We start from the raw sequence: 19,563 nt of genomic DNA, 5'->3' as shown, positions 1-19,563 counted from the left end.
AGAGGCTCTCACTGTCCCCCACCTCCGATGTACGACTGCTCCAGTCCGGGCATCGAGCTGTTTCCGAGCCTGGGCGAGACGACGCCAGGCACGGTGCCCGGCACGGACACGTTCTGCTCGATGTCGTTGGTGAGAACGCCGAACGGCAGCACGATCCGGTTCTGGTCTTTGATCGGGGCCTGGATCATCGTGGTGATGTTGGAGCACTGATCGATGATCGGCTGAATCTGCGCACCGAGTGCTTCGAAGCGCGGATCACCGGGAACCAGCTTTCCGAGATCGATGAGCTGACACAGGGTGCCGAGCGGATCCTGGGTCTCGTTCTGGAGATTGGCGCGCGTGGCGAGCGTTCCCGACTCGGCGTCGTAGGCGTTTACCAGGTTGCTGATGGCCAGCGGCAGCAACGTGAGCGTTTGCACCAGCTGCTCGCGGTTGTCGGCGAGTGTCTGCGTCGGAACCGTGAGACCGTTCGCGGCATCGGTCAGTTGGGTCCGGTTGTCCGCGACGAACGTCGCCACGTCGCCGAGCGAGACCGACAGCTGTTGGAGTGCAGCTCCGAGGTCCTCTCGCTGCCCCGACAGGAAACCGGTCAGGTCGGCCAACTGGGTGTTGAAGTTGCGTACCTGCTGATCGTTGACGGCCAAGGCGCTGACGAACGTCTGCAGGTTCTTGATCGTGTCGAACACGTCGGTGCGCGAGTCACTCAACGTTCGACCGGCGGCCGAGAGCTGGGTGATGCTGTTGCCCAACGCTTCACCGTTGCCGTCGAGGTTGGCTGCACCGGTGTTGACCAGATCTGTGAGAGCGCCGTCCTTGTTCGCGCCGTCCGGACCGAGGGCGGTGGACAGGTCGTCGATGGACTTGTACAGCTCGTCGACCTCGACGGGTGTTGCGGTGCGATCGCGACCGATCGTCGCGCCGTCGGCCATGGTGTCGCCGCCGGTGTAGGCGGGTGAAACCTGGACGTAGCGGTCGGCGACGAGCGACGGGGTGACCTGCACGGCCTTTGCGTCCACAGGAATGTCGACCCCACGGTCGACGCGGAGGACGACCTCCACGTCTTCGCCTTGCGGCGTCACGGAGTCGACCGTACCGACCTTGACGCCAAGCACGCGCACCTCCGAGCCGGAATAGATGCCGATCGACTTGTCGAAGTAGGCGGTGATCTTGGTCGTTCCGGCCCTGGTGAACAGCCACCAGCCGGCGACCGCGAGGACGAGCGCCACGGTCACGACGACGGCGATCAGCGCGAGCTTGTTCTTGCTTCTCGGTGCTGTCTGCGTGTCTGTCATCAGTTCCCCGCCAACGTATCGAGCGAGGGCTGGCGGTAACCAGGTATCAACGGAACTCCGGGCGGTGTGAGGTTTGCCAGCGTGATGTCTATCCACCGGCCGTTGCCGGTCAGATTCGTGTACAGCCGAATGAACGGTTCGTACAGCTTCAGCGCACGGTCGAGGTTGTCGTTGTTGCGCTGCAGGATCTCGATGGTGCCGTTGAGCTGCTGCAACATCGGGTTGATGGTGGCCTCGTTGTCGCGAACCAGGCCGGTCAGCTCTTGCGACACTCGCTGAGTGCCGGTGAGCAGCTGCGAGATGGCCTGCTGCCGATTGTTGAGCTCTTCGAGAAGCGGGCCCGCGTCGGTGATCAGTTGGTTGAACTGCTCGTTGCGGTCGGCCAGCACCTTCGAGGTCTCGCCGGTGGCCTCGAACAGCTTCTTCAGTTCCTCGTCACGGCTGGCCACGGTCTGCGATAACCGAGTCACACCGTCGAGCGAGGCACGGATGTTCGCAGGCGTCTCGGAGAACGCCTCGGACAGGGTCCGCATGCTCGTCGCCAGCTGATCGGTGTCGATGTCGCTGATGGTCGAGGCCGCAGCGGAGAACGCGTCGATCACGTCGTACGGGGACGTGGTGCGCTCGAGCGGAATCGGGTCCTTGGGGCTCAACGTCTCCGGACCGCTCGGGTCGAGCGCCAGATATTTCTGCCCCAGCACAGTCTTGATGGCGATGGCCGCTCGCGACTCGTTGCCGACCCAGGCGTCCTTGACCGTGAAGTCCACGAGCACCCGGTCGCCGTCGAGACGCACATCGGTGACCTTGCCGACCTTCACGCCCGCGATACGGACCTCGTTGGGCGGCTTGAGCCCTGCTGCCTCGCTGAACTCGGCGGTGTACACCGAACCCGCACCGATGATCGGGAGCCGGTCGAGAAAGAAGACCGACATCGTGGCGAGCAGGATGATTGCGATACCTAGCGCACCGATGGTGGCCGGACTACGACGAGATTTCATTGCTTGATCCCCCCAGCTTTGCAACGCGCTGCGGAGTTCGTGTACAGCGGCTGGTTGACGGTCGGCAGCCCGGTCGGCAGATTCAGATTCGGCGAACTACCCGGTCCGGCGACGATGTCGATACCGCACAGATAGAAGGTGAACCAGGATCCCTGCTGGGCCGTGCGAATGAGCTTCTCGAGTTTGACGGGCAGAATTCCGAGGACCGTGTCCACGTCGTCGCTTCGTCGGTTGACTGTCTCGGCCAACGTGTTCAACGCAGTCACCGAACCCTGGATCGACGGCCTGGTCGGCTCGAGCAGGTCGGCGGTCGCGTTGGTCAGGCCGGCGAGCGACGTCACGGCGGAGCCGACGACACCACGGTCGGCCGACAGGCCCGAGACGAGCTGCTGCGTGTTGACGATCAGGCTGTCGAGCTGCCCGTCGTTCTGGTTCACCGTCTCCAACACGTTGTTCAGATTGGTGATGACCTGCCCGATGACCTGATCCTTGTCGGCGACGGTGTTGGTCAGGGTCGCCGTATTGGTGACCAGTTCGTTGATGGTGCCCGACTCCCCCTGGAACACCTGAATGATCTGGTACGACAGCTTGTTGACGTCATCGGAGCTGAGCGTGGTGAACAGCGGGCGGAAGCCGTCGAAGAGCGTGGTCAGGTTCACCGCAGGCTTGGTCCGCTCCAACGGAATGGTGGCACCGTCGGTGATCTTCCGACCCTGATCTCCCGAACCCTGCTCGATGGCGATGTAGCGCTGGCCCACCAGGTTCCGGAATCGGATGGTCGCCGTCGAACTGGCCGGGAGCCAATCACGACTGCTCAGAGTGAAGTCCACCTTGGCTTCGCGCTCGTTGGCGATCTCGATCTTGTCGACCTGGCCGACACGAACGCCCGCGATACGAATCTCGTCGCCCTCGTTGAGAGACGTGACGTCCGTGAACACAGCCGAGAACTTGGTGCCGCCGCCGCCGCTGGAATTGGCGATGGTGAAGGCAAGGGTGGCCGTAGCAATGATCGTAATCACGGCGAACACGACCAACTTGATGATCGGCGCGAGAAGGCCTCTCATGGCACGGTCACCTCCACTCCTCTCAGTGCCGGTGCGCCGATAGCGGCCGCCCACGACGGAATACTGTCCGGTGCAACACCACTCGCCTGTCCGTAGATCACGGCCAGAGTGTCGCGCTCGAAGTCGGAGCCCTCGTAGCTCGCCGGCTGCGCGGATGCGGAGACGGCGGGAACGATGGAACTCTGGGCAGACTTCGGTGGTCCCTGTCCTTCGATCACCTGCGGGCCCGGGTTCCGGGTCGGCACCTGGTAGGAACCGTCGTTGATCGAGCCTCCCGGATACTGCGGGAAGAACTCCCCCGGCGCCGCGGGCTCGAAACAGGTGGCTCCGCGATCGTCGAACAAGCGCGGCTCGTCCTGGTTCGGCAAGTAACGACCCTTCGGGTTGACGAACGGTGCGGAGACGTTGATGCCGGGGTACTCGTCGCCCTCACCGAGTACGACTTTTCCGCGCCTGGCACCTTCGGCGAAATAAGTGAACGTGCAGCCGAACGTCGGGGAGAACTCGGCCAGCAGCTCGAGCGCTTCCCGAGAGTTCGCGGCCAATCCGATCAGGTTCTCGGAGTTGGTCTGTAGAAAGTCCGCAGTGGTGTACGACGCCGAGGTCAGGGAGCCGTACAGCGTGTCGAGGCTGGACTGCCGCTCGACCACGGTGTTGCCCGTCGTCCGCAAGTTGTCCAGCGCCGAGACCAAGTCCGGTGCCGCGTCTGCGTAGGTCTGCGAGAAGTCGGCCAGCCCGACCAACGTCTGCTGGATGTTCGGCAACTCCGTGTTCAGACCCGACACGATGTTCGTCAGGTTGTCGATGGTCTGGCCCAGTTGCTCACCGCGCCCGCTGAGGCCCTGCGCCAACGACCCGAGGGTGTTCGCCAGATCCTGTGGCGGAATCGCCTGCAGCAGTGGAAGCAAGCCGTCGAGCAACTGCCCGACCTCGATGGCGTTTCCGCTGGTGTCCTGTTTGAGGACCGTGCCCTCGGAGATCGGCGACGCCGCATCGTTCTCGGGCACGATCAACGAGACGTAGCGCTCACCGAACAGTGTCTTGGGAAGCAACCGTGCCGTCACGTTCGACGGAATCAGCGGTGCCTTGTCCGGATCGATGGCGAGCTGCGAGGTCACGACGCCGTCGACGGTGGACGCCGAGCGCACCTCGCCGACGATCATTCCGCGCACCTTGACATCCGCGTTCATCGGCAGCGCGTTGCCGACCGAGTCGGTTTCGAGGCTGACTTTCACCACATCTTTGAACGTCTTGTTGTAGGACGTGATGCTCCACCCCAGGAACAGGATGAGCACCAGGAAGAACGCCAAACCGAGGAGTACTCGCTTCAGTCGCGACGGCGAGTCGATCATCCCGCAACCCTCACTGTGGTGGTCGTGCCCCAGATGGCGAGGCTCAAGAAGAAGTCCAGTACGGCGATCGTGACGATCGCGGTACGAACGGCACGGCCCACTGCGACGCCGACACCGGCAGGTCCGCCAGAGGCGTGGTAGCCGTAATAGCAGTGGATCATGATCAGGACGAAGGCGAATATCAGCACCTTCAAGAACGAATACAACACGTCTTCCGGAGGTAGGAAGAGGTTGAAGTAGTGGTCGTAGGACCCCGTGGACTGCCCGTTGAAAATGGTGCTGATCCCTCGGGATGCGACGTACGACGCCAACAGCCCGACGATGTACAGCGGGATGACGGCCACGAAGCCTGCGATCATGCGGGTGGTCACGAGGAACGGCACGCTGGGTACGGCCATCACCTCGAGCGCGTCGATCTCCTCGGAGATTCGCATGGCACCGAGCTGGGCGGTGAAACCACAGCCGACGGTGGCCGAGAGTGCCAGTCCTGCGACAATCGGCGCGATCTCACGGGTGTTGACGTACGCGGACAGGAATCCGGTGAGCACGGAGCTACCGAGCTGTTCGAGGGCTGCATAGCCCTGTAGACCGACGACGATGCCGGTGAAGCCGGACATCATCACGATCACGCCGATGGTCCCACCGATGACGGCGAGCGCACCGCTGCCGAAGGTGACCTCCGCCAGCAGGCGGAGCACCTCCTTCTTGTAATGCACTGCGGTCTTGGGAATCCACCCGATGGCCCGCAGGTAGAACGACATTTGCTCGCCTGCGCGGTCGAGCACGTTGAGCGGGGCGTTGCCGACGCGCTTGACGCGCATCAGCGTGCGGTCACCGCGACCTCTTGCGATCGTCATCGCGGTTACGCTCCCTTCGCTGGGACGACCTGGAGATAGACCAGGGTCAGGATGAGGTTGGCGAAGAAGAGCAGCAGGAACGTGATGACAACCGTCTGGTTCACTGCCTCGCCGACGCCCTTGGGTCCGGGGTTGGGATTGAGGCCCTTGTAGGAGGCGATGATGCCCGCGATGAGTCCGAAGATTGCTGCTTTCGCCTCGGCGACATACAGATCCGGCAGCTGGGCCAAAAACGAGAACGACGCCAGATATGCACCGGGGGTGCCGCCCTGAAGGATCACGTTGAAGAAGTAACCGCCGGCGATGCCGACGACCGAGACCAGGCCGTTGAGCAAAAGTGCGACGAGGATCATCGCGAGCACTCGGGGAACGACGAGACGATGTACCGGGTCGATACCCAGCACTCGCATGGCGTCGATCTCCTCGCGGATGGTGCGCGAGCCGAGGTCTGCAGTCACAGCAGAACCGGCAGCGCCGGCCACCAGCAGTGCGGTCACGATCGGACTGCCCTGCTGGATGACCGCGAGCACGCTGGCCGCACCCGTGAACGACTCGGCACCGAGCTGCTTGATGAGCGATCCGGTCTGCAGCGCCACGACCGCGCCGAACGGAATGGCGACGAGCGCCGTCGGCAGAATCGTGACGCTGGCGATGAACCAGGCCTGCTCGATGAACTCGCGGAACTGGAACGGCCTACGGAAGGTGTTGCGAACCACCTCGACGAACAGTTCGACGATATTGCCGGCTTGTGTCAGAGCGGCGCTCGCCGGAGCGAACGTGGACTTCTTCGATCCCCCCATGTCTGCTATTGACCCCGACCTTGTGTTGGAGCTTGGTAGCCCTGCTGATCATGACCTTGCCCGCTGTAACTCTGCTGGTCGTAACCCTGCTGGTCGTAACCCTGGTGGTCGTAACCCTGGTGGTCGTAACCCTGGTGGTCGTATCCCTGCTGGTCGTAACCCTGCTGCTGGTCTGCATACGCGGGGTAACGCTGACCCGGGTCGGTGGTGTCGAGGCTTTCCTGGATCGCAACCTGGGCATTGTGCGGCAGGGTGTGCATGATCTGGCGGACGCGCTCCTGCCTACGCCCGACGGCTTCGCGCACCGGAGTTCCGGGAGTGGCCTTCATCTGCGGCACGATGCCTTCGACGTCGTCGACGCCGCCGGCGTGGTGGCCGGCGTCGACCATGGCCTGCTCCTGCGCCATCTGCGCCTCGTCCTTCTCCTCCGACATGCCGATCGGACCGATCATCGTTCCGTTGAGGAACTGCTTGACTACCGGCTCGTCGCTCGTCAGGAGCACCTCGCGGGGGCCGAACATGACCAGCTGGCGACGGAAGAGCATGCCGATGTTGTCGGGCACCGTCCGAGCGAGGTTGATGTTGTGCGACACGATCAGGATCGTGGCGTCGATCTCGGCGTTGATGTCGATCAGGGTCTGCGAGATGTACGTAGTGCGAACGGGATCGAGGCCGGAGTCCGGCTCGTCGACCAGGATGATCTCGGGATCGAGAACCAGAGCGCGGGCGAGACCGGCGCGCTTACGCATACCGCCGGAGATCTCGCCGGGCAGCTTGTCCTCGGCACCGAGCAGACCCGTCAGTTCCAACTTCTCCATGACGATCTTGCGGATGTCGGACTCGGACTTCTTCGTGTGCTCGCGGAGCGGGAACGCGACATTGTCGTAGAGGTTCATCGAGCCGAACAGTGCGCCGTCCTGGAACAGCACCCCGAAGAGCTTCCTGATCTCGTAGAGCTCACGGGAGGAGCACTGCAGGATGTCGGTTCCGTCGATGAATATCTTGCCCTGTTCGGGACGCAGGAGGCCGATCAAGGACTTCAGGAAGACCGACTTGCCGGTACCGGAAGGACCGAGGAGCGCACTGACCTCACCCTTCGGCAGGGTCAACGTCACGTCCTGCCAGATCTTCTGTACCCCGAAAGACTTGGTCAATCCCTCGACCGAAACCTCGACTCCCACGCTGACCTCCACAATTCGTACACATCGACCCGGATGTGGGTTGTGTCACTGTATCCCATGCACGTGTCCGCACCGACACGGGAGCTTACCGCCCAGTAAGAACTTCCCCGAGTCAGGCTGTAGAGCTTGCATCAGTGTGGCTCATCTCACGCGACACGGTCGGCGACTCGCCAGAACTGTGACAAGTCCCTGCGTCACAAAGCTGTGACACGCCACAAACAATGACCGCCGAAACCCTTCGGAATGCTTTGGACTTCGGCGAAACCGAGTAAACAGGGGCACAAGGCCGGTGTCACGCGATTTGCAGGAGTCCGTGATCGATCACAACAGTGCACCCCGTGCGGTGTCCGAGAACAGAAGAAGGGCCGTCCCCACCGAGGTGGGAACGGCCCTTCTTGCGCTCGTGCGTTCAGAGCACGAAGCACGACTGCAACGAAGCGGTCCTACTTGACGGAGATCTTCGCGCCGGCAGCTTCCAGCTTCTCCTTGGCGGCGTCGGCTGCGTCCTTGGCAACCTTCTCCAGAATTGCCTTCGGAGCGCTCTCGACGAGATCCTTGGCTTCCTTCAGGCCCAGGCCGGAAACGACCTCACGGACGACCTTGATGACCTGGATCTTCTTGTCGCCGGCCGACTCGAGGACGACGTCGAACTCGTCCTGCTCTTCAGCAGCCTCGGCGGGGGCTGCGCCGCCGCCTGCAGCAGCAACGGCGACGGGGGCAGCTGCGGTGACCTCGAAGGTCTCCTCGAATGCCTTCACGAACTCGCTGAGCTCGAGGAGAGTGAGCTCCTTGAACTGGTCGAGCAATTCTTCGGTGCTGAGCTTCGCCATGGTGGCGGGTCCTTCCTGTAAGTACCTAACCGCTGATCCGCGGCATGGTGTTGATGGTGTGGAGCTGAGCTGTACGCCAATACCAGCGGATCAGCTTTCGGCGGGAGCTTCCGCCGGTGCTTCTGTTTCTGCAGGTGCCTCGGCTGCGGCGGGTGCGCCGGCAGCCTTCTTCTCCTGCAACGCGAACGCCAGACGCGCGAACTGCGATGCGGGAGCGTTGAACAGGCCTGCAGCCTTCGACAAGTTGCCCTTCATGGCGCCGGCGAGCTTGGCCAACAGGATTTCGCGCGACTCGAGGTCTGCGATCTTGTTGATCTCTTCCACGGACAGCGTTGCGCCGTCCATGTAGCCGCCCTTGACGATCAAGGCCTTGTTGTCCTTCGCGAAGGCCTTGATGGCCTTCGCTGCGTCGACCGGCTCGCCCTTGATGAATGCAATGGCGGTCGGTCCGACGAACAACTCGTCGAGGCCGGTAATACCTGCCTCGGCCGCTGCGCGCTTGACCAGGGTGTTCTTGGCGACGGAGTACGTGGCACCTTCGCCGAGCGCACGCCGGAGCTGAGTCAGACCGGACACCGACAGGCCACGGTATTCCGTGACGACGGCAGCCGTCGAACCCTTGAACTGTTCGGTGATCTCCGATACTGCTGAGACCTTTTCGGGCTTTGCCATACTTCGCCTCCTCTCGTGGGAAGTTGTGTCGATCGCGAGAGGGCCGGAAAACGACGAACGCCCCGGCGCAAGAAGCACACGGGGCGTGAACGAGCAGGCAGTCGCGAGGACTGCAGACAGGTTCCCTACCTCGTTCTCCTGCGTGGGCCGTCCGACACGATCTCGGACCTTCAACCGCGCAACTCCCGGAAGTGAATCCTTCGAGAAGGCGGTGACCAACGGTCTTGGGTAGAACTTGATTGGGCGGTCTGGACCGGAGTGCGAGCACTCGTGATCCGAACCGTTGTTCAGGTTACAACATACTCCGCGTCAACTCCAAAACGCTGGGCTATTGCCGCACTCCGTAGACGACGAGGTTGCGCTCGTAACTGCCCACCGAGGCGTCGAAGTCGCCCGAGCACGTGATCAGCCTGATCTCGTCGGTGGGCACCGCCCCGAAGACCTGCACCGTCGGGAACTCCACTTTGCCGTAGTCGCCGACCCGATCGATGCGGTAGTCGACTCGACCACCCGTCCCGTCCCCCACCGTCACGACATCTCCCGGTCGAAGCTCCGACAACCGATCGAACACTGCGGGACCGGTCGTGGAATCCACGTGCCCGGCCAGCACGGTAGGACTACCGATCACGCCCGGTCTGCCGCCGCCGGTGAACCACCCGACGTCGTCGTAGTCGCTCGGCACCTCCATCTCGCCGTTCTCGGTGAGACCCAGGCCGATCAACGGCTCGTCGAGGTCGATGGCCTCGACGCTGAGCCGGGTCGGTGCCTGCGCCGCGAAATCCGCCGTCGGGCCCGGTCCCGGCAAATCTCCAGCGGTCGAGGACTCGGTCGCTGGTGCGGCAGGTGGTACCGAGGTAGGTGTTGGTGCGGCAGGTGGTGATGGTGCGGCAGATGGCGGCGGTGCGGACGTACAGCCCGTCACCACCACCACTGCCGTAACAGCAACCAGGAGCCGAGATCTCAGCTGCGTGCCGTTCCGCTGCGGCGAGCAACCAACGTCACTCCCGCGATCGCCGTTGCACCCAGGACTACTGCGCCGAGGGCAACCGCGCCGACGACGGGCACCGCATTACTGGAGGCCGAATCGGACGCCGCGGCCAGAGCCGAACCGCCACCTCCGGTGGCGACGGAGCCGACCGGAATCTGCGTCAGCTGTCCGCGTACCGCTCCGGCCACGAAGTCGACGGTGTGGGTGTCGGCCGCGAAGCCCGCCGGATTTGCTTCGATCTGGTCCAGCGTGAATCCGGTTCCACTGTCGGCGTCGGCACCGGCCGGCGTCAGGCCGGTGGTGAACGGTCCCTGCATGCAGCCGGTGCTCGAACGTGGGCCGTCACCGATCGGCGTCGGGTTCGGGAACGCCAGACGCGGAGGTCCCGCAGCACCCGCCGCCGCCTCGTGAATGTGCGTGGCGGTCTTGGCCGGGCTCATGTAATCGCCGGTGACGCCGTCGAGCGCGATGTCGTAGCAGACGATGTCGAGATCGGAATTGATGCGCAGCGTGAACGTGCCCGTCGCGCCCGGCTGGCCCGGAGTGGCGACACCGTCGCCGTTCACCACCTGGTCGGGAGTTGCCATCGCGGTGAACGCGCTGGTGAACGAGTCCGGTTCGGCAACGGGGGTATCGGCACCGGCCGGGGCCGCGGTGAACAGCATCAGTGCAGCGGCCGTGCCGCCGACGACTGCGGTGGCGGTGCCGCGGACGGACATGGTCGGGCGGGTGATCGAGCGTCTGGTCATCTCGTGGGCCTTCCGTGGGAGTATCGGGCAGGCGAGCCCGTGCAGAGGTGTACGACGGTCGATGCCACGATGTTCAAAATTCGGTAAAGAAATACTCCAGTCTCGGATATGAACGTCCGGGGGTCCGTCGACGTAGTCACTGTCATGAGCATCGGGAGCGTGATCGAACTGCACTTCGACGTCGCTGCCGCGTACGACGAGCATGCGTCGGCCATGCTCGGTTTCGCCGTCAACGCACTGCGCGACCGAGCGCTTGCCGAGGACTGCGTCCAGGAGACGTTCCTTCGCGCATGGCGGGCCCGGTCCCGATTCGAGCCCAGCCGAGGAGCGCTGCGTACCTGGCTGTTCGCCATCGAGCGCAATGTGATCGTCGACGTCCAACGGTCTCTGAGCAGAATGCCGAAGCCGGCGTCGGAAAGGATCGAGGACCTCGACCGACGATCGGTCGCGATCTCGCGTGACACCAGTCCCGACGTGGACGAGCGACTGCGCATCATCGCCGCGCTCGCCCTTCTCTCTCCCGATCATCGGCAGGTCGTCGTTGCGGTGCACCTGGCGGGAACCACCTATGCGGAACTGTCCGAGTCGACGGGCGTTGCCGTACGAACATTGCGCACTCGCGCCTTCTACGCACTGAGGGCGCTGCGAGACCATCTCGACGGACAGGAGGAAGCATGAACGCCCGAGACGATCGCCGAGCCGAACTGATCGCCGCTGCCGTCGGCGACGACCTCGACGACACCGAGGCCGCCGAGCTACGCGAGCTCGCAGCATCCGATCCCACCGTCGACAGGGACATCGCCGAACTGCGCGCGCTGACCGGGACTCTCGGTCGTCGCGGTCCGACCGAACCGTGGCTCGAAGCATCGACGTCACCCGACCTCCGCGCCCGAGTTCTGGGTACGTCACCCGGCTCTGCGTGGCCACCCCAGCGGACACGTGGACCGCGCAGATCGGCCGGCCTGGCGGCCGCCGCCGCGATCGCGGGGCTGGTCGTCGGCAGCGGCGTCGTGCTCGGTATCGACGCCTCTCGACCGCAACCCGAGGATCCACCGGCCGCGATCACCGGACCTCCGGGAACCCTGGGTGCCTACGAGCAGGTCGCTTTCACCACGAGCATGCCGAGCGTGGACATCGAGGGCGGCCTCGTTGCGCACACGTGGGGCACCGAGACGTTCCTCGACATGGACGGCGTGTCCGATCGAGGCCCGTACGAGGTCGTCCTCGTCGATCGGTGGGGCACCGAACTCCCGTCCGGCACGTTTCTCGGTAGCGACGTCACCATCGAATGCCGCATGAACGCGGCGGTACTTCGCGGCGACGTCACCGAGATCGAGATCCGCGGCGCGGACGGCTCGCTGCTGGCGTCGGCTCAGTTGCCGACCACCTGACGATTCCGCGTACCGGGCCACCAGTTGCGCTCGCCGAAGAGCTTCATCATCGCCGGCACCAGCATCATGCGCACCAGCACGGCGTCGAACAGCACCGCGATGGCAAGAGCGAAGCCGAACTGTTTGAGCTCGAGCACGTCTGCGGTGAGGAAGCTGGCGAACACGGCGATCATGATTGCGGCGGCGGCGGTGATCGGCCTGGCGGTGTGTTCGATGCCGTCGACGACGGCGACGTCGTTGCTCGCTTCCCGCACGAACACTTCTCGCATACGGCCGATGAGGAACACCTCGTAGTCCATCGACAGACCGAAGACCACGGCGAACACCGTCACCGGTAGATACACCTGGATGTAACCCGGGCTCTCGAAGCCGAGAATGCTCGAACCCCAACCCCATTGGAAGACGGCGACGGTGGCACCCAGCGCTGCCCCGGTGACCAGCAGGTTCATGGCGACGGCCTTGAGCGGGATCACCACGCTGCGAAACACGACGGCCAAGTAACAGAGAGAAAAGGCCAGTACCGCGGCGACGACCCAGACGAACTTGCCGGAGATCTCCTCGGATGCGTCGACCACCAGCGCGGTGGTACCGCCCACGGACACGCTGGTGCCGTCCACGTCACCGGCGAGAACTGCCTGAGAACGCAGGGTTTCGACGAGGTCGGCGGCCTCCGTCGAGTCGATCGGGACCGACGGGACCACGATCAGCAACGACCGGCCGCCCTCGGGTTGCGCCAACGCGTAGGCGACGCGATCGTCTCCGCGCACGGAGTTCGCGAACGCGTCGACCGTGGCGATCTGCTGCGGTCCCAATGGACTGTCGTCCTCGCCGGTGAACACGATGGTGATGGGCGAGATGGTGCCGGGCGCGAACTTCTCGGTCAGGACCGTGTTGGCTCGTCCGGACGGTTCCGCGCTCAGCGCCTCGGCACCGAGATCGACCCCGTACGAGATCGAACCGATGGGAACCAGGCAGACGATGAGGACGGCGGCGGATGCGACCGTGTAACGCCAGGGGCGCTCGATGACGTGCTGCGCCCACCGCGACCACCACGTGGGAACTGCGGCGTCGTGCTCGTCGACCGAGGGAGGTTGGAATCGTCGCGGCAGCGACCAGGCCCCGATGCGCGTTCCCAGCACCGCGAGAAGTGCCGGCAGCAGGGTCCACGCGACCACGACGACGGTGGCGATGGTGAGCGCGACGACCAACGAGATGCTCTGCACCGCAGGGACATCGACGATCGCGAGGGCTCCGAGTGCGATCAACACGACCAGACCGGAGATGACGATGATGTGTCCGGCGGTGCCCATGGCCGCCCCCACCGCGCGCTCGGTCCTGTCCGAATCTTCACCGGGTCCGGCCCGCCCGATCTCCTCCCGGAACCGACTGACGATGAAGAGTGCGTAGTCGATTCCCAGACCCAGACCGAACATCGCCGCCACCGTGGTGACGAGAACATCGAAGGTCATCACGTTGGACAGCAACGCGAACATGCCGAACGCCGCCAGCACTCCGATTCCGGTGGTGACCAGCGGCACGATGCCCGCGACCACGGAACCCAGCGCCAGAACCAGCACCACGAAAGCGATGGGCAGACCGATGCTCTCGGCCCGCACGGCGTCCTCGGATTCGACGCGGGTGAGATCGACGGTCATCGGCGAGTAGCCCGTCACCGCCACCTCGACGCCATCACCGGACGCACCGCCGATCATCTCCTGCACGCGTTCGGCCACTGCGATCCGATCGCTGGCCTCTCCGCCGATGCCGACGAATGCGAGCGCCGAGGTCCCGTCGTCGGAGATCGTCGGGACGAATCCTGCGCTCTCGTAGGGGTCGACGACACGCAGTACGTCCGGTGACTGCCTCAGTGACGAGGCGACCTCGGCCACCCGTGCGCGAAAGGCCGGGTTCCGGCTGTCCACCGAATCCGAGGTGAACGTGACGACGAGCTGTTCCGAGCCGAAGGACGCGAAATGCTGCTCGACCAGTTGGTCGGCGCGGCTGGATTCGGTTCCGGGAACGGAGAAGTTGGCCCCCACCAGGGAGTTCTGCAGCGCTGGGTACAGAATCGCGGATCCCACCGCCAGCAGCGTCCAGATCGCCAGCACCACCCAGCGTCGCCGCGCGACCAGTCGACCCCACCGGTCGCCGATGTTTCCGCAGCTCACCTGCGGGTCGATTCGCGAGATCGTGTCGGTCATCTACGTCAACTCCCGGCTGAAGATGCGGTACGTGCGGTGCGGAGCGAGTTTCGTCCGGGACAGGACCGAGCCCTTCATCCACGGACTGTCGTCGAGCACGGGAGCCGCTTCGACGCGCGTGAACCCGAGATCGCGCATACGCACCGACATCTCCATGATCAGCAGAGAGGACACGGCTCGATCGGGGCAATCCGGATCGACGAACAGCATGTCCACCCGCACTCCGTCGATGACCTCCGTGCGACCCGGACGCTTGACGTGCCACAGCGTCACCAGGTCTCGTGCCCAGCGCGACTTCAGGTGCGACGCCTTCGCGGCGGCCTGATTGACGTCCGGGATTCCCATCAGAAAGCCGACGGGCTTGCCGTCGAGTTCGGCCAGCAGGGTGAGCCGACGATCGATGACCGGAAGCATCATCTTCAGCAACTCGAACAGTTCCGTGTAGGACAGCGGCGAGAAGCCCCAGAAGTTCACGAACGTCTTGTTGTAGAGATCCCGCACGATGCGCGCGTCGCAACGTCCGGTATTTCATCGACCGGAACGTCACCTCGGATCGCGCCTTGATCTTCTCGAAGATCTGCATGTGCCGCGCGTATTTGGGGTCGTTGTAGATGATGCACGGGTCGTCGAAAAGGTAACTGTAGAAGTCCTTGACCGCCATCAGACCCCACTTCTCGAAGTGGGCCGCGTAGTAGAGCGGATTGTGCGGCATCCCCACCAGGGGCAGCGCCGGGACCTCGTCGACGACGATGCCTGCGCTGTAGAACATCGACGGACCGAAGGGCCCGGAAATCGTCGCGAGTCCGCGCGCCGAAAGCCAGTGCGCCGCAGCGTCGAGCAGCGCTTCGGCGACGTCGTGATCGTCGACCGCCTCGTAGAAGCCGAAGAAGCCGATCGGCTCCCCCGTGTACTCGGTGAACGACAGATCGTGGATGGCCACGACGCGACCGACGGCAATCCCGTTCTCGCGAGCCAGAAATGCTTTCGTGACGCGGGTGGCGGCAACCGAGGGCGGCGGTGCGATGAGAATTCGGCCCAGGTCCATCGACTCGTCGGGTAGGCGGTACGGATCGCCCTGGTAGACCAGGTCCGAGACGGACTCGAATTCACGCCAACCGGCTTTGCCGTCGACCTCTTCGATCGTGATCATCGTTCCTCTTCGCTCGGTTGTCTGCCGTCGACGAGGATCGGTGAACGCACCACCGTCGTCTCGCCGGCGAACACGTAATTGCCTGGCCGGACAGTGATCTCGTCGACGAGTGCGTCGGGCACGAACACGTCGCACTGAGAACCGAAGCGGATCATTCCGTACTGCTCGCCGCGCTCGACGGTGTCACCGACGGCGACGTGCGCGACGATGCGATCGACCCAGAGATCGGCAATCTGCGTCACCGTCACCACGGCACCGGACTCGTGCTCGATCGAGATGGTGAGCCGCTCGTTGGTGAGCAGGTAGTCGCAGCCCTCGTCGTAGGGAGTGCGCCGGGTCAACAGGTTCGCACCGACTCTGGCCATCGACTTGTTGAACGGTGCCGCGGACCGATGACGACGCATACCGATGGTGCCCGATACCGGAATTCGGTTGCGGTGCACCGAGTATTCGGACATGTAGATCCCGATCAGGTAGCCGCTGTCGGTCGAGGCGACCCCAGCGATCTCGTCGAGGACGATCGTCCGCCCCTTCTTGACGGCGAACGCGGCACTGCCCGCCTCCACACGCTTGACGTACGTGACGAACCCGTCCGCCGGAGCGAGCACCGCCCGCGGATCGGCCGGCGGTTCGCGGTGCGGATCGCGGAAGAAGAACCGGGTCCGCCAGTACACGAACAACGCGAAGAGAGCCGCCGGCACCGCAGCGAGGCCGAGGGCCCACCGACACCACGACATCAGCTGTGCCGCTGTTCGTCGACGCTCTCCGACCAGGTCACGAAGGCATCCGCTGCCCAGTTCCGCACCGGGCCGGGCAGCAGTCCGATCAGCCCACACACCACGTAGAAGCCGAGCGAGAGAACGCCGTTGGTCACCTCGCGGCCGATGGGTACGTCCCGTAGGCGCACCGAGGTGGGCTCGAATCCGTCTGCCACGTCAGTTGACGGCGGCGGGCGTGAGCGTCTTGAGCTGTGCTTTCTCGAAATAGAGCTCGAACAGTCGGCGGTGGTCGCACCACGAGATGTCGTGGTCGAGTGGGAGTATCGCCTCGGGCTTGTGCACCAGGCGCATGAGCTGGTCGATGTTGTCGGCCAGCATCGTCTCGGCGAAACGAGGAGAGATACGCACGCTGACACGCTCCTTGAACTCCTCCCAGCTCACCAGATCGAGCCCGAGCAGCTCGGCGTAGAGGTCGTGCCCGTATCCGGTGGGATTGCTCGGCAACAGCCTCGTCAGAGGATGACTGCGCAACGAGTTGCTCGCCATGACGTCGCACATCACGTCGACCGGGACGTAGTTCATGCCCGGGCCGTCCCAGATGGCACCGGCTGCGATCGCCAGTTCGATGATGCGCCAGAAGCTGTACACGCGACCGGGATCTCGGCCGAGCTCCGTGCTGCCGAGGATGTACGGAGCCTCGCACAGAGTGACGGAGTAGGTGTCCGACATCGACAGCCATCCGAGCAGAGTTGCGTTGACCCACTTCATCTGCGCGTATCCGGAGTACCACCACGAGTCGGGACGACGGAAGTCCTCGGGCTTCTGATAGAGGTGGGCACCGATGCTGCCCACGTACGTCAGGTGCTTACGGGCGGAGGTGATGCTGAATTCCAGGATCCGCAGCACGCTGACGAACCAGTCGTCGCGCAGTTCGGCATAGCTCTCGGTGTAATCGGTGGAGCTGGCGCAGTTGAAGATCTGCCCCACTCCGGCAGCCAGGTCGTAGTAGGCGGCCTTGTCGAGGCCGAACCGGAACGTCGTGGGAGTGCCCTCGACGATGCGAATCTTGTCGGCGTCGACCTCGATCTCGTACTGGTCGAAGGTGCGCTGCAGGCGCTCGAACGCCGTCTCCTCCTCGGTGGGGCGCACCATCGCATAGACGACCTCGACGGCGGAATCACGAGTGAGTCGGCCGATCAGGTGCGCGCCGAGGAATCCGTTGGCTCCGAACACCAGCGCCGTGTCGGTGCGCGGCGGTGCCATGCTCGCCACCCGGCGTCGGGTGTCCTCGTCGACGAACGGCCGCAACGCGGTCGGATCACCGTTGCTCAGAGCGACGACGTCGGCGTACTTGCCGGCGAAGCGAAGCCCCGTGCATTCGCTGGTGATCAGTGCATCCGCGTGCGGCCAGACCGGACGCAACGAACCATCTCCGAACAGTGCTTCTACGTGCATTCTCGCTCCCCTGCAACGATCGGTGTCCCATGTCACTTCGGACCGGCAGAACGTAGCAATTTCGAGGGCTCGAGATCGGGTGACCGGGAAAGTCTGGTACGCCCCATAGCGTTGCTCAACTTTTGTTGAGAGGGTTCCCAACAGAACACAGTCGAACGGGCGGATTATTGGAGCAGATTACGACCGATTCGCGTTCCTCGTGTCAGTTTCAGAAGACGGCTGCACGATGTCAGAAGTGCACTGCAGTGCAACTCCGAGTTCTCGAGCACACGTCCGGCCGTATCCAGTGAGCGCTGCGATCCCTGACTGGATAGCGCATTGATGGTGAAATTTCGCATCAAGTTTTATTGGCCGTCGGTGAGCTGCGGGTCTAGCGTCGCGGCCGGCCGTGGACGGCTGTGGTCGCGCGAAGTGCTCGATCGGACACTTGCGGCATGGGCGGCGAGAAAGTTGTCGACGATTTGGATGCAGTCGTCGGCGTGGATGTGGCGCAGTCCTGTGAGGCGAGCGAACACTATCGGTCCGAGGAGCTGAATGAGGGCGAAGGTGGTGTCGATCTCGCCGAGTACAGCGCGGGCGTCAGGGGCCGTCAGGATCTGATCCAGGGACTTGCGGTATTGCTCTATGACACGGGCCCGAAGCGAGACCACCGCGCCAGGATCGAGATCGCGCCGGCTGGCGTCGCCGCTGTTGACGGGTCCCATTGCCAGCCAGGCCAGCGTGGTCATCTGCACCGGAGCTTGGTCGATGAGGTCGGCTTGGGTGGTGAGCAACGAAATCAGACGTTCACGTAGCGGACCGGTATCGATATCGGTGTCGACTGGGGGTAGTAGTCGCTCGAAGGTTGCAGCGAGCAGGTCAGTGGTACTTCCGAAGTGGCGGTACAGAGTGGCACGTGCAACCTTCGACATGCGGGTGACCGCCTCCACGGTGACCGCCTCGACACCGCCGGTGGACAGCAGCTGGCCCGCCGCTTCGAGCAACCGGTTACGTGAGCGCGCCAGCCGGGGGTCGGCCGGGCCCTCGGCTGCAACGAGAGGGTCGACCATGAACGGGCTCCGCTCCATTTTGACTGACAAAACATGTCCTCGCTTGACCATTCTGTCACACCCGCAAAGTTATGATACTAATAGTCTCGCACCGAGACGATCAGTCTCGAACTGGGAGGCTGGCCGTTGAACGAACGTAGATCCGACTCTGCCAGCGTCGCTCGATGGAGCGGTGCCCAGTGGTGGATGTTGATTGTGTCGTGCATGGCAGTCGCGTTGGTGGTGGCCGCAATGGCGGCATTGTATTCAGCGTTGCCACAGATCGCGGTCGCGACAGGGGCGACGCAAGCTCAACTGACCTGGATAGTCGACGGTTATACGCTGGTATTGGCGTGCTTCGTTCTGCCTGCCGGTGCGATCGGTGACCGGTACGGTCGCCGCGGGGTGCTCGTGGCGGGGTTGGCGTTGTTCGCTTTCGCGTCGGCCTTGCCCTTGTTTCTCGCCGACCCGGCGTGGCTGATCGCTGCTCGCGCGTTGGCTGGGGCGGGTGCGGCGCTGGTCATGCCCTCGACGCTGTCGATACTGACCGCGGGATTTCCACCGGCGCATCGCGGCCGCGCTGTAGGTGTGTGGGCCGGGGTTGCTGGATCCGGGGCGGTCCTGGGCATCCTCGGGGCTGGTGTGCTGCTCGAACAGTGGTCGTGGACCTCGGTGTTCGTCGGGTTGACCGTCGCCGGAGCGGTTCTGGCCGGGTTGGCATGCAGTATCGCGGAGTCCCGCCAGCAGGAGCATCCACCGGTCGATTGGGTGGGCGCGGTGACCGTAGTTGTCGCGGTCGGGGCGATCGTCTTCGCTGTGATCGAGGTTCCGGCCCG

At 64.0% G+C, this 19,563-nt stretch carries 21 protein-coding genes; 4 read left to right on the top strand and 17 right to left on the bottom strand.

Features of this window, described 5'->3' with window-relative positions; translation table 11 throughout:
• Positions 1–8 precede the first annotated feature (8 nt).
• The 11 genes from AB0366_RS17120 to AB0366_RS17070 form a co-directional block, all read right to left on the bottom strand.
• Positions 9–1,292 (bottom strand): MCE family protein, encoded by a 1,284-nt coding sequence (locus AB0366_RS17120; RefSeq protein WP_027498221.1) that lies wholly within the window; start codon positions 1,290–1,292, stop codon positions 9–11.
• Positions 1,292–2,290, bottom strand: a complete 999-nt coding sequence (locus AB0366_RS17115; protein ID WP_008713869.1) for an MCE family protein — start codon at positions 2,288–2,290, stop codon at positions 1,292–1,294. The genes AB0366_RS17120 and AB0366_RS17115 overlap by 1 nt, the downstream gene beginning before the upstream one ends.
• The gene (locus AB0366_RS17110; RefSeq protein ID WP_027498222.1) at positions 2,287–3,354 is read right to left on the bottom strand and encodes an MlaD family protein; all 1,068 of its coding nucleotides are present in this window, start codon (positions 3,352–3,354) and stop codon (positions 2,287–2,289) included. The genes AB0366_RS17115 and AB0366_RS17110 overlap by 4 nt, the downstream gene beginning before the upstream one ends.
• Positions 3,351–4,706 carry an MCE family protein gene (locus tag AB0366_RS17105; RefSeq protein ID WP_008713865.1) on the bottom strand — a complete coding sequence of 452 codons (1,356 nt, stop codon included), beginning with the start codon at positions 4,704–4,706 and terminating at the stop codon, positions 3,351–3,353. Before AB0366_RS17105 ends, AB0366_RS17110 begins: the two co-directional genes overlap by 4 nt.
• A complete protein-coding gene (locus AB0366_RS17100) occupies positions 4,703–5,563 on the bottom strand; it encodes an ABC transporter permease (RefSeq protein ID WP_027498223.1) in 861 nt (286 codons plus the stop codon). Before AB0366_RS17100 ends, AB0366_RS17105 begins: the two co-directional genes overlap by 4 nt.
• Positions 5,564–5,568: 5 nt before the next feature.
• Entirely contained in the window at positions 5,569–6,363 is a 795-nt protein-coding gene (locus tag AB0366_RS17095; RefSeq protein WP_027498224.1) for an ABC transporter permease, read from the bottom strand.
• 5 nt (positions 6,364–6,368) lie between these two features.
• Complete coding sequence (locus AB0366_RS17090) at positions 6,369–7,544, bottom strand: ABC transporter ATP-binding protein (RefSeq protein ID WP_094718929.1); 1,176 nt, start codon at positions 7,542–7,544, stop codon at positions 6,369–6,371.
• A gap of 443 nt (positions 7,545–7,987) precedes the next feature.
• A complete protein-coding gene (gene rplL / locus AB0366_RS17085; protein WP_008713856.1) occupies positions 7,988–8,374 on the bottom strand; it encodes a 50S ribosomal protein L7/L12 in 387 nt (128 codons plus the stop codon).
• Between the two features lie 90 nt (positions 8,375–8,464).
• Entirely contained in the window at positions 8,465–9,046 is a 582-nt protein-coding gene (gene rplJ, locus AB0366_RS17080; RefSeq protein ID WP_008713855.1) for a 50S ribosomal protein L10, read from the bottom strand.
• A gap of 328 nt (positions 9,047–9,374) precedes the next feature.
• A complete protein-coding gene (locus tag AB0366_RS17075; RefSeq protein ID WP_228139272.1) occupies positions 9,375–9,851 on the bottom strand; it encodes a class F sortase in 477 nt (158 codons plus the stop codon).
• A 155-nt stretch (positions 9,852–10,006) separates the two neighbouring features.
• Entirely contained in the window at positions 10,007–10,783 is a 777-nt protein-coding gene (locus tag AB0366_RS17070; protein ID WP_027498227.1) for a CHRD domain-containing protein, read from the bottom strand.
• 144 nt (positions 10,784–10,927) lie between these two features.
• Between AB0366_RS17070 and AB0366_RS17065 the strand changes: the two genes are divergently transcribed.
• Positions 10,928–11,461: a sigma-70 family RNA polymerase sigma factor gene (locus AB0366_RS17065; protein ID WP_045840763.1), complete on the top strand. Its 534-nt coding sequence runs from the start codon at positions 10,928–10,930 to the stop codon at positions 11,459–11,461.
• On the top strand, positions 11,458–12,174 hold the full coding sequence (locus AB0366_RS17060; protein WP_027498229.1) for a hypothetical protein: 717 nt from the start codon (positions 11,458–11,460) through the stop codon (positions 12,172–12,174). The genes AB0366_RS17065 and AB0366_RS17060 overlap by 4 nt, the downstream gene beginning before the upstream one ends.
• Here AB0366_RS17060 and AB0366_RS17055 read toward each other — a convergent pair.
• The gene (locus tag AB0366_RS17055) at positions 12,156–14,375 is read right to left on the bottom strand and encodes an MMPL family transporter (protein ID WP_032375379.1); all 2,220 of its coding nucleotides are present in this window, start codon (positions 14,373–14,375) and stop codon (positions 12,156–12,158) included. The two genes, AB0366_RS17060 and AB0366_RS17055, sit on opposite strands and share 19 nt — an antisense overlap.
• On the bottom strand, positions 14,376–14,876 hold the full coding sequence (locus AB0366_RS17050; protein WP_027498230.1) for a hypothetical protein: 501 nt from the start codon (positions 14,874–14,876) through the stop codon (positions 14,376–14,378). It abuts the gene before it with no gap.
• 1 nt (position 14,877) lies between these two features.
• Here AB0366_RS17050 and AB0366_RS17045 point away from each other — a divergent pair, with 1 nt between their 5' ends.
• A complete protein-coding gene (locus tag AB0366_RS17045) occupies positions 14,878–15,435 on the top strand; it encodes a hypothetical protein (protein ID WP_228139273.1) in 558 nt (185 codons plus the stop codon).
• A gap of 86 nt (positions 15,436–15,521) precedes the next feature.
• Here AB0366_RS17045 and AB0366_RS17040 read toward each other — a convergent pair whose 3' ends face one another.
• From AB0366_RS17040 to AB0366_RS17025, 4 genes are all read right to left on the bottom strand, one after another.
• A complete protein-coding gene (locus tag AB0366_RS17040) occupies positions 15,522–16,262 on the bottom strand; it encodes a phosphatidylserine decarboxylase (protein ID WP_027498232.1) in 741 nt (246 codons plus the stop codon).
• Positions 16,262–16,459 carry a hypothetical protein gene (locus AB0366_RS17035; protein ID WP_027498233.1) on the bottom strand — a complete coding sequence of 66 codons (198 nt, stop codon included), beginning with the start codon at positions 16,457–16,459 and terminating at the stop codon, positions 16,262–16,264. The genes AB0366_RS17040 and AB0366_RS17035 overlap by 1 nt, the downstream gene beginning before the upstream one ends.
• A gap of 1 nt (position 16,460) precedes the next feature.
• Complete coding sequence (locus tag AB0366_RS17030; RefSeq protein WP_027498234.1) at positions 16,461–17,699, bottom strand: SDR family oxidoreductase; 1,239 nt, start codon at positions 17,697–17,699, stop codon at positions 16,461–16,463.
• A gap of 344 nt (positions 17,700–18,043) precedes the next feature.
• Positions 18,044–18,748, bottom strand: a complete 705-nt coding sequence (locus tag AB0366_RS17025; RefSeq protein ID WP_366244965.1) for a TetR/AcrR family transcriptional regulator — start codon at positions 18,746–18,748, stop codon at positions 18,044–18,046.
• Between the two features lie 186 nt (positions 18,749–18,934).
• Between AB0366_RS17025 and AB0366_RS17020 the strand changes: the two genes are divergently transcribed.
• Positions 18,935–19,563 (top strand): MFS transporter (locus AB0366_RS17020; RefSeq protein ID WP_366245183.1); only part of this gene is annotated, 629 nt, incomplete at its 3' end.

This window comes from Rhodococcus sp. NPDC076796, from assembly GCF_040702765.1.
Taxonomy (GTDB): Bacteria; Actinomycetota; Actinomycetes; order Mycobacteriales; family Mycobacteriaceae; genus Rhodococcoides.
This window is presented reverse-complemented; position numbering and strand designations above follow the sequence as displayed.

What these genes read in the sequence shown, in the direction of transcription:
- AB0366_RS17030 (WP_027498234.1), bottom strand. Translation starts at nt 17,699, where the DNA reads ATGCACGTAGAAGCACTGTTCGGAGATGGTTCGTTGCGTCCGGTCTGG.
- AB0366_RS17120 (WP_027498221.1), bottom strand. Translation starts at nt 1,292, where the DNA reads ATGACAGACACGCAGACAGCACCGAGAAGCAAGAACAAGCTCGCGCTG.
- rplJ (WP_008713855.1), bottom strand. Translation starts at nt 9,046, where the DNA reads ATGGCAAAGCCCGAAAAGGTCTCAGCAGTATCGGAGATCACCGAACAG.
- AB0366_RS17070 (WP_027498227.1), bottom strand. Translation starts at nt 10,783, where the DNA reads ATGACCAGACGCTCGATCACCCGCCCGACCATGTCCGTCCGCGGCACC.
- AB0366_RS17115 (WP_008713869.1), bottom strand. Translation starts at nt 2,290, where the DNA reads ATGAAATCTCGTCGTAGTCCGGCCACCATCGGTGCGCTAGGTATCGCA.
- AB0366_RS17040 (WP_027498232.1), bottom strand. Translation starts at nt 16,262, where the DNA reads ATGTCGTGGTGTCGGTGGGCCCTCGGCCTCGCTGCGGTGCCGGCGGCT.
- rplL (WP_008713856.1), bottom strand. Translation starts at nt 8,374, where the DNA reads ATGGCGAAGCTCAGCACCGAAGAATTGCTCGACCAGTTCAAGGAGCTC.
- AB0366_RS17045 (WP_228139273.1), top strand. Translation starts at nt 14,878, where the DNA reads ATGCGCGCGTCGCAACGTCCGGTATTTCATCGACCGGAACGTCACCTC.
- AB0366_RS17055 (WP_032375379.1), bottom strand. Translation starts at nt 14,375, where the DNA reads ATGACCGACACGATCTCGCGAATCGACCCGCAGGTGAGCTGCGGAAAC.
- AB0366_RS17025 (WP_366244965.1), bottom strand. Translation starts at nt 18,748, where the DNA reads ATGGTCGACCCTCTCGTTGCAGCCGAGGGCCCGGCCGACCCCCGGCTG.
- AB0366_RS17105 (WP_008713865.1), bottom strand. Translation starts at nt 4,706, where the DNA reads ATGATCGACTCGCCGTCGCGACTGAAGCGAGTACTCCTCGGTTTGGCG.
- AB0366_RS17060 (WP_027498229.1), top strand. Translation starts at nt 11,458, where the DNA reads ATGAACGCCCGAGACGATCGCCGAGCCGAACTGATCGCCGCTGCCGTC.
- AB0366_RS17095 (WP_027498224.1), bottom strand. Translation starts at nt 6,363, where the DNA reads ATGGGGGGATCGAAGAAGTCCACGTTCGCTCCGGCGAGCGCCGCTCTG.
- AB0366_RS17110 (WP_027498222.1), bottom strand. Translation starts at nt 3,354, where the DNA reads ATGAGAGGCCTTCTCGCGCCGATCATCAAGTTGGTCGTGTTCGCCGTG.
- AB0366_RS17100 (WP_027498223.1), bottom strand. Translation starts at nt 5,563, where the DNA reads ATGACGATCGCAAGAGGTCGCGGTGACCGCACGCTGATGCGCGTCAAG.
- AB0366_RS17065 (WP_045840763.1), top strand. Translation starts at nt 10,928, where the DNA reads ATGAGCATCGGGAGCGTGATCGAACTGCACTTCGACGTCGCTGCCGCG.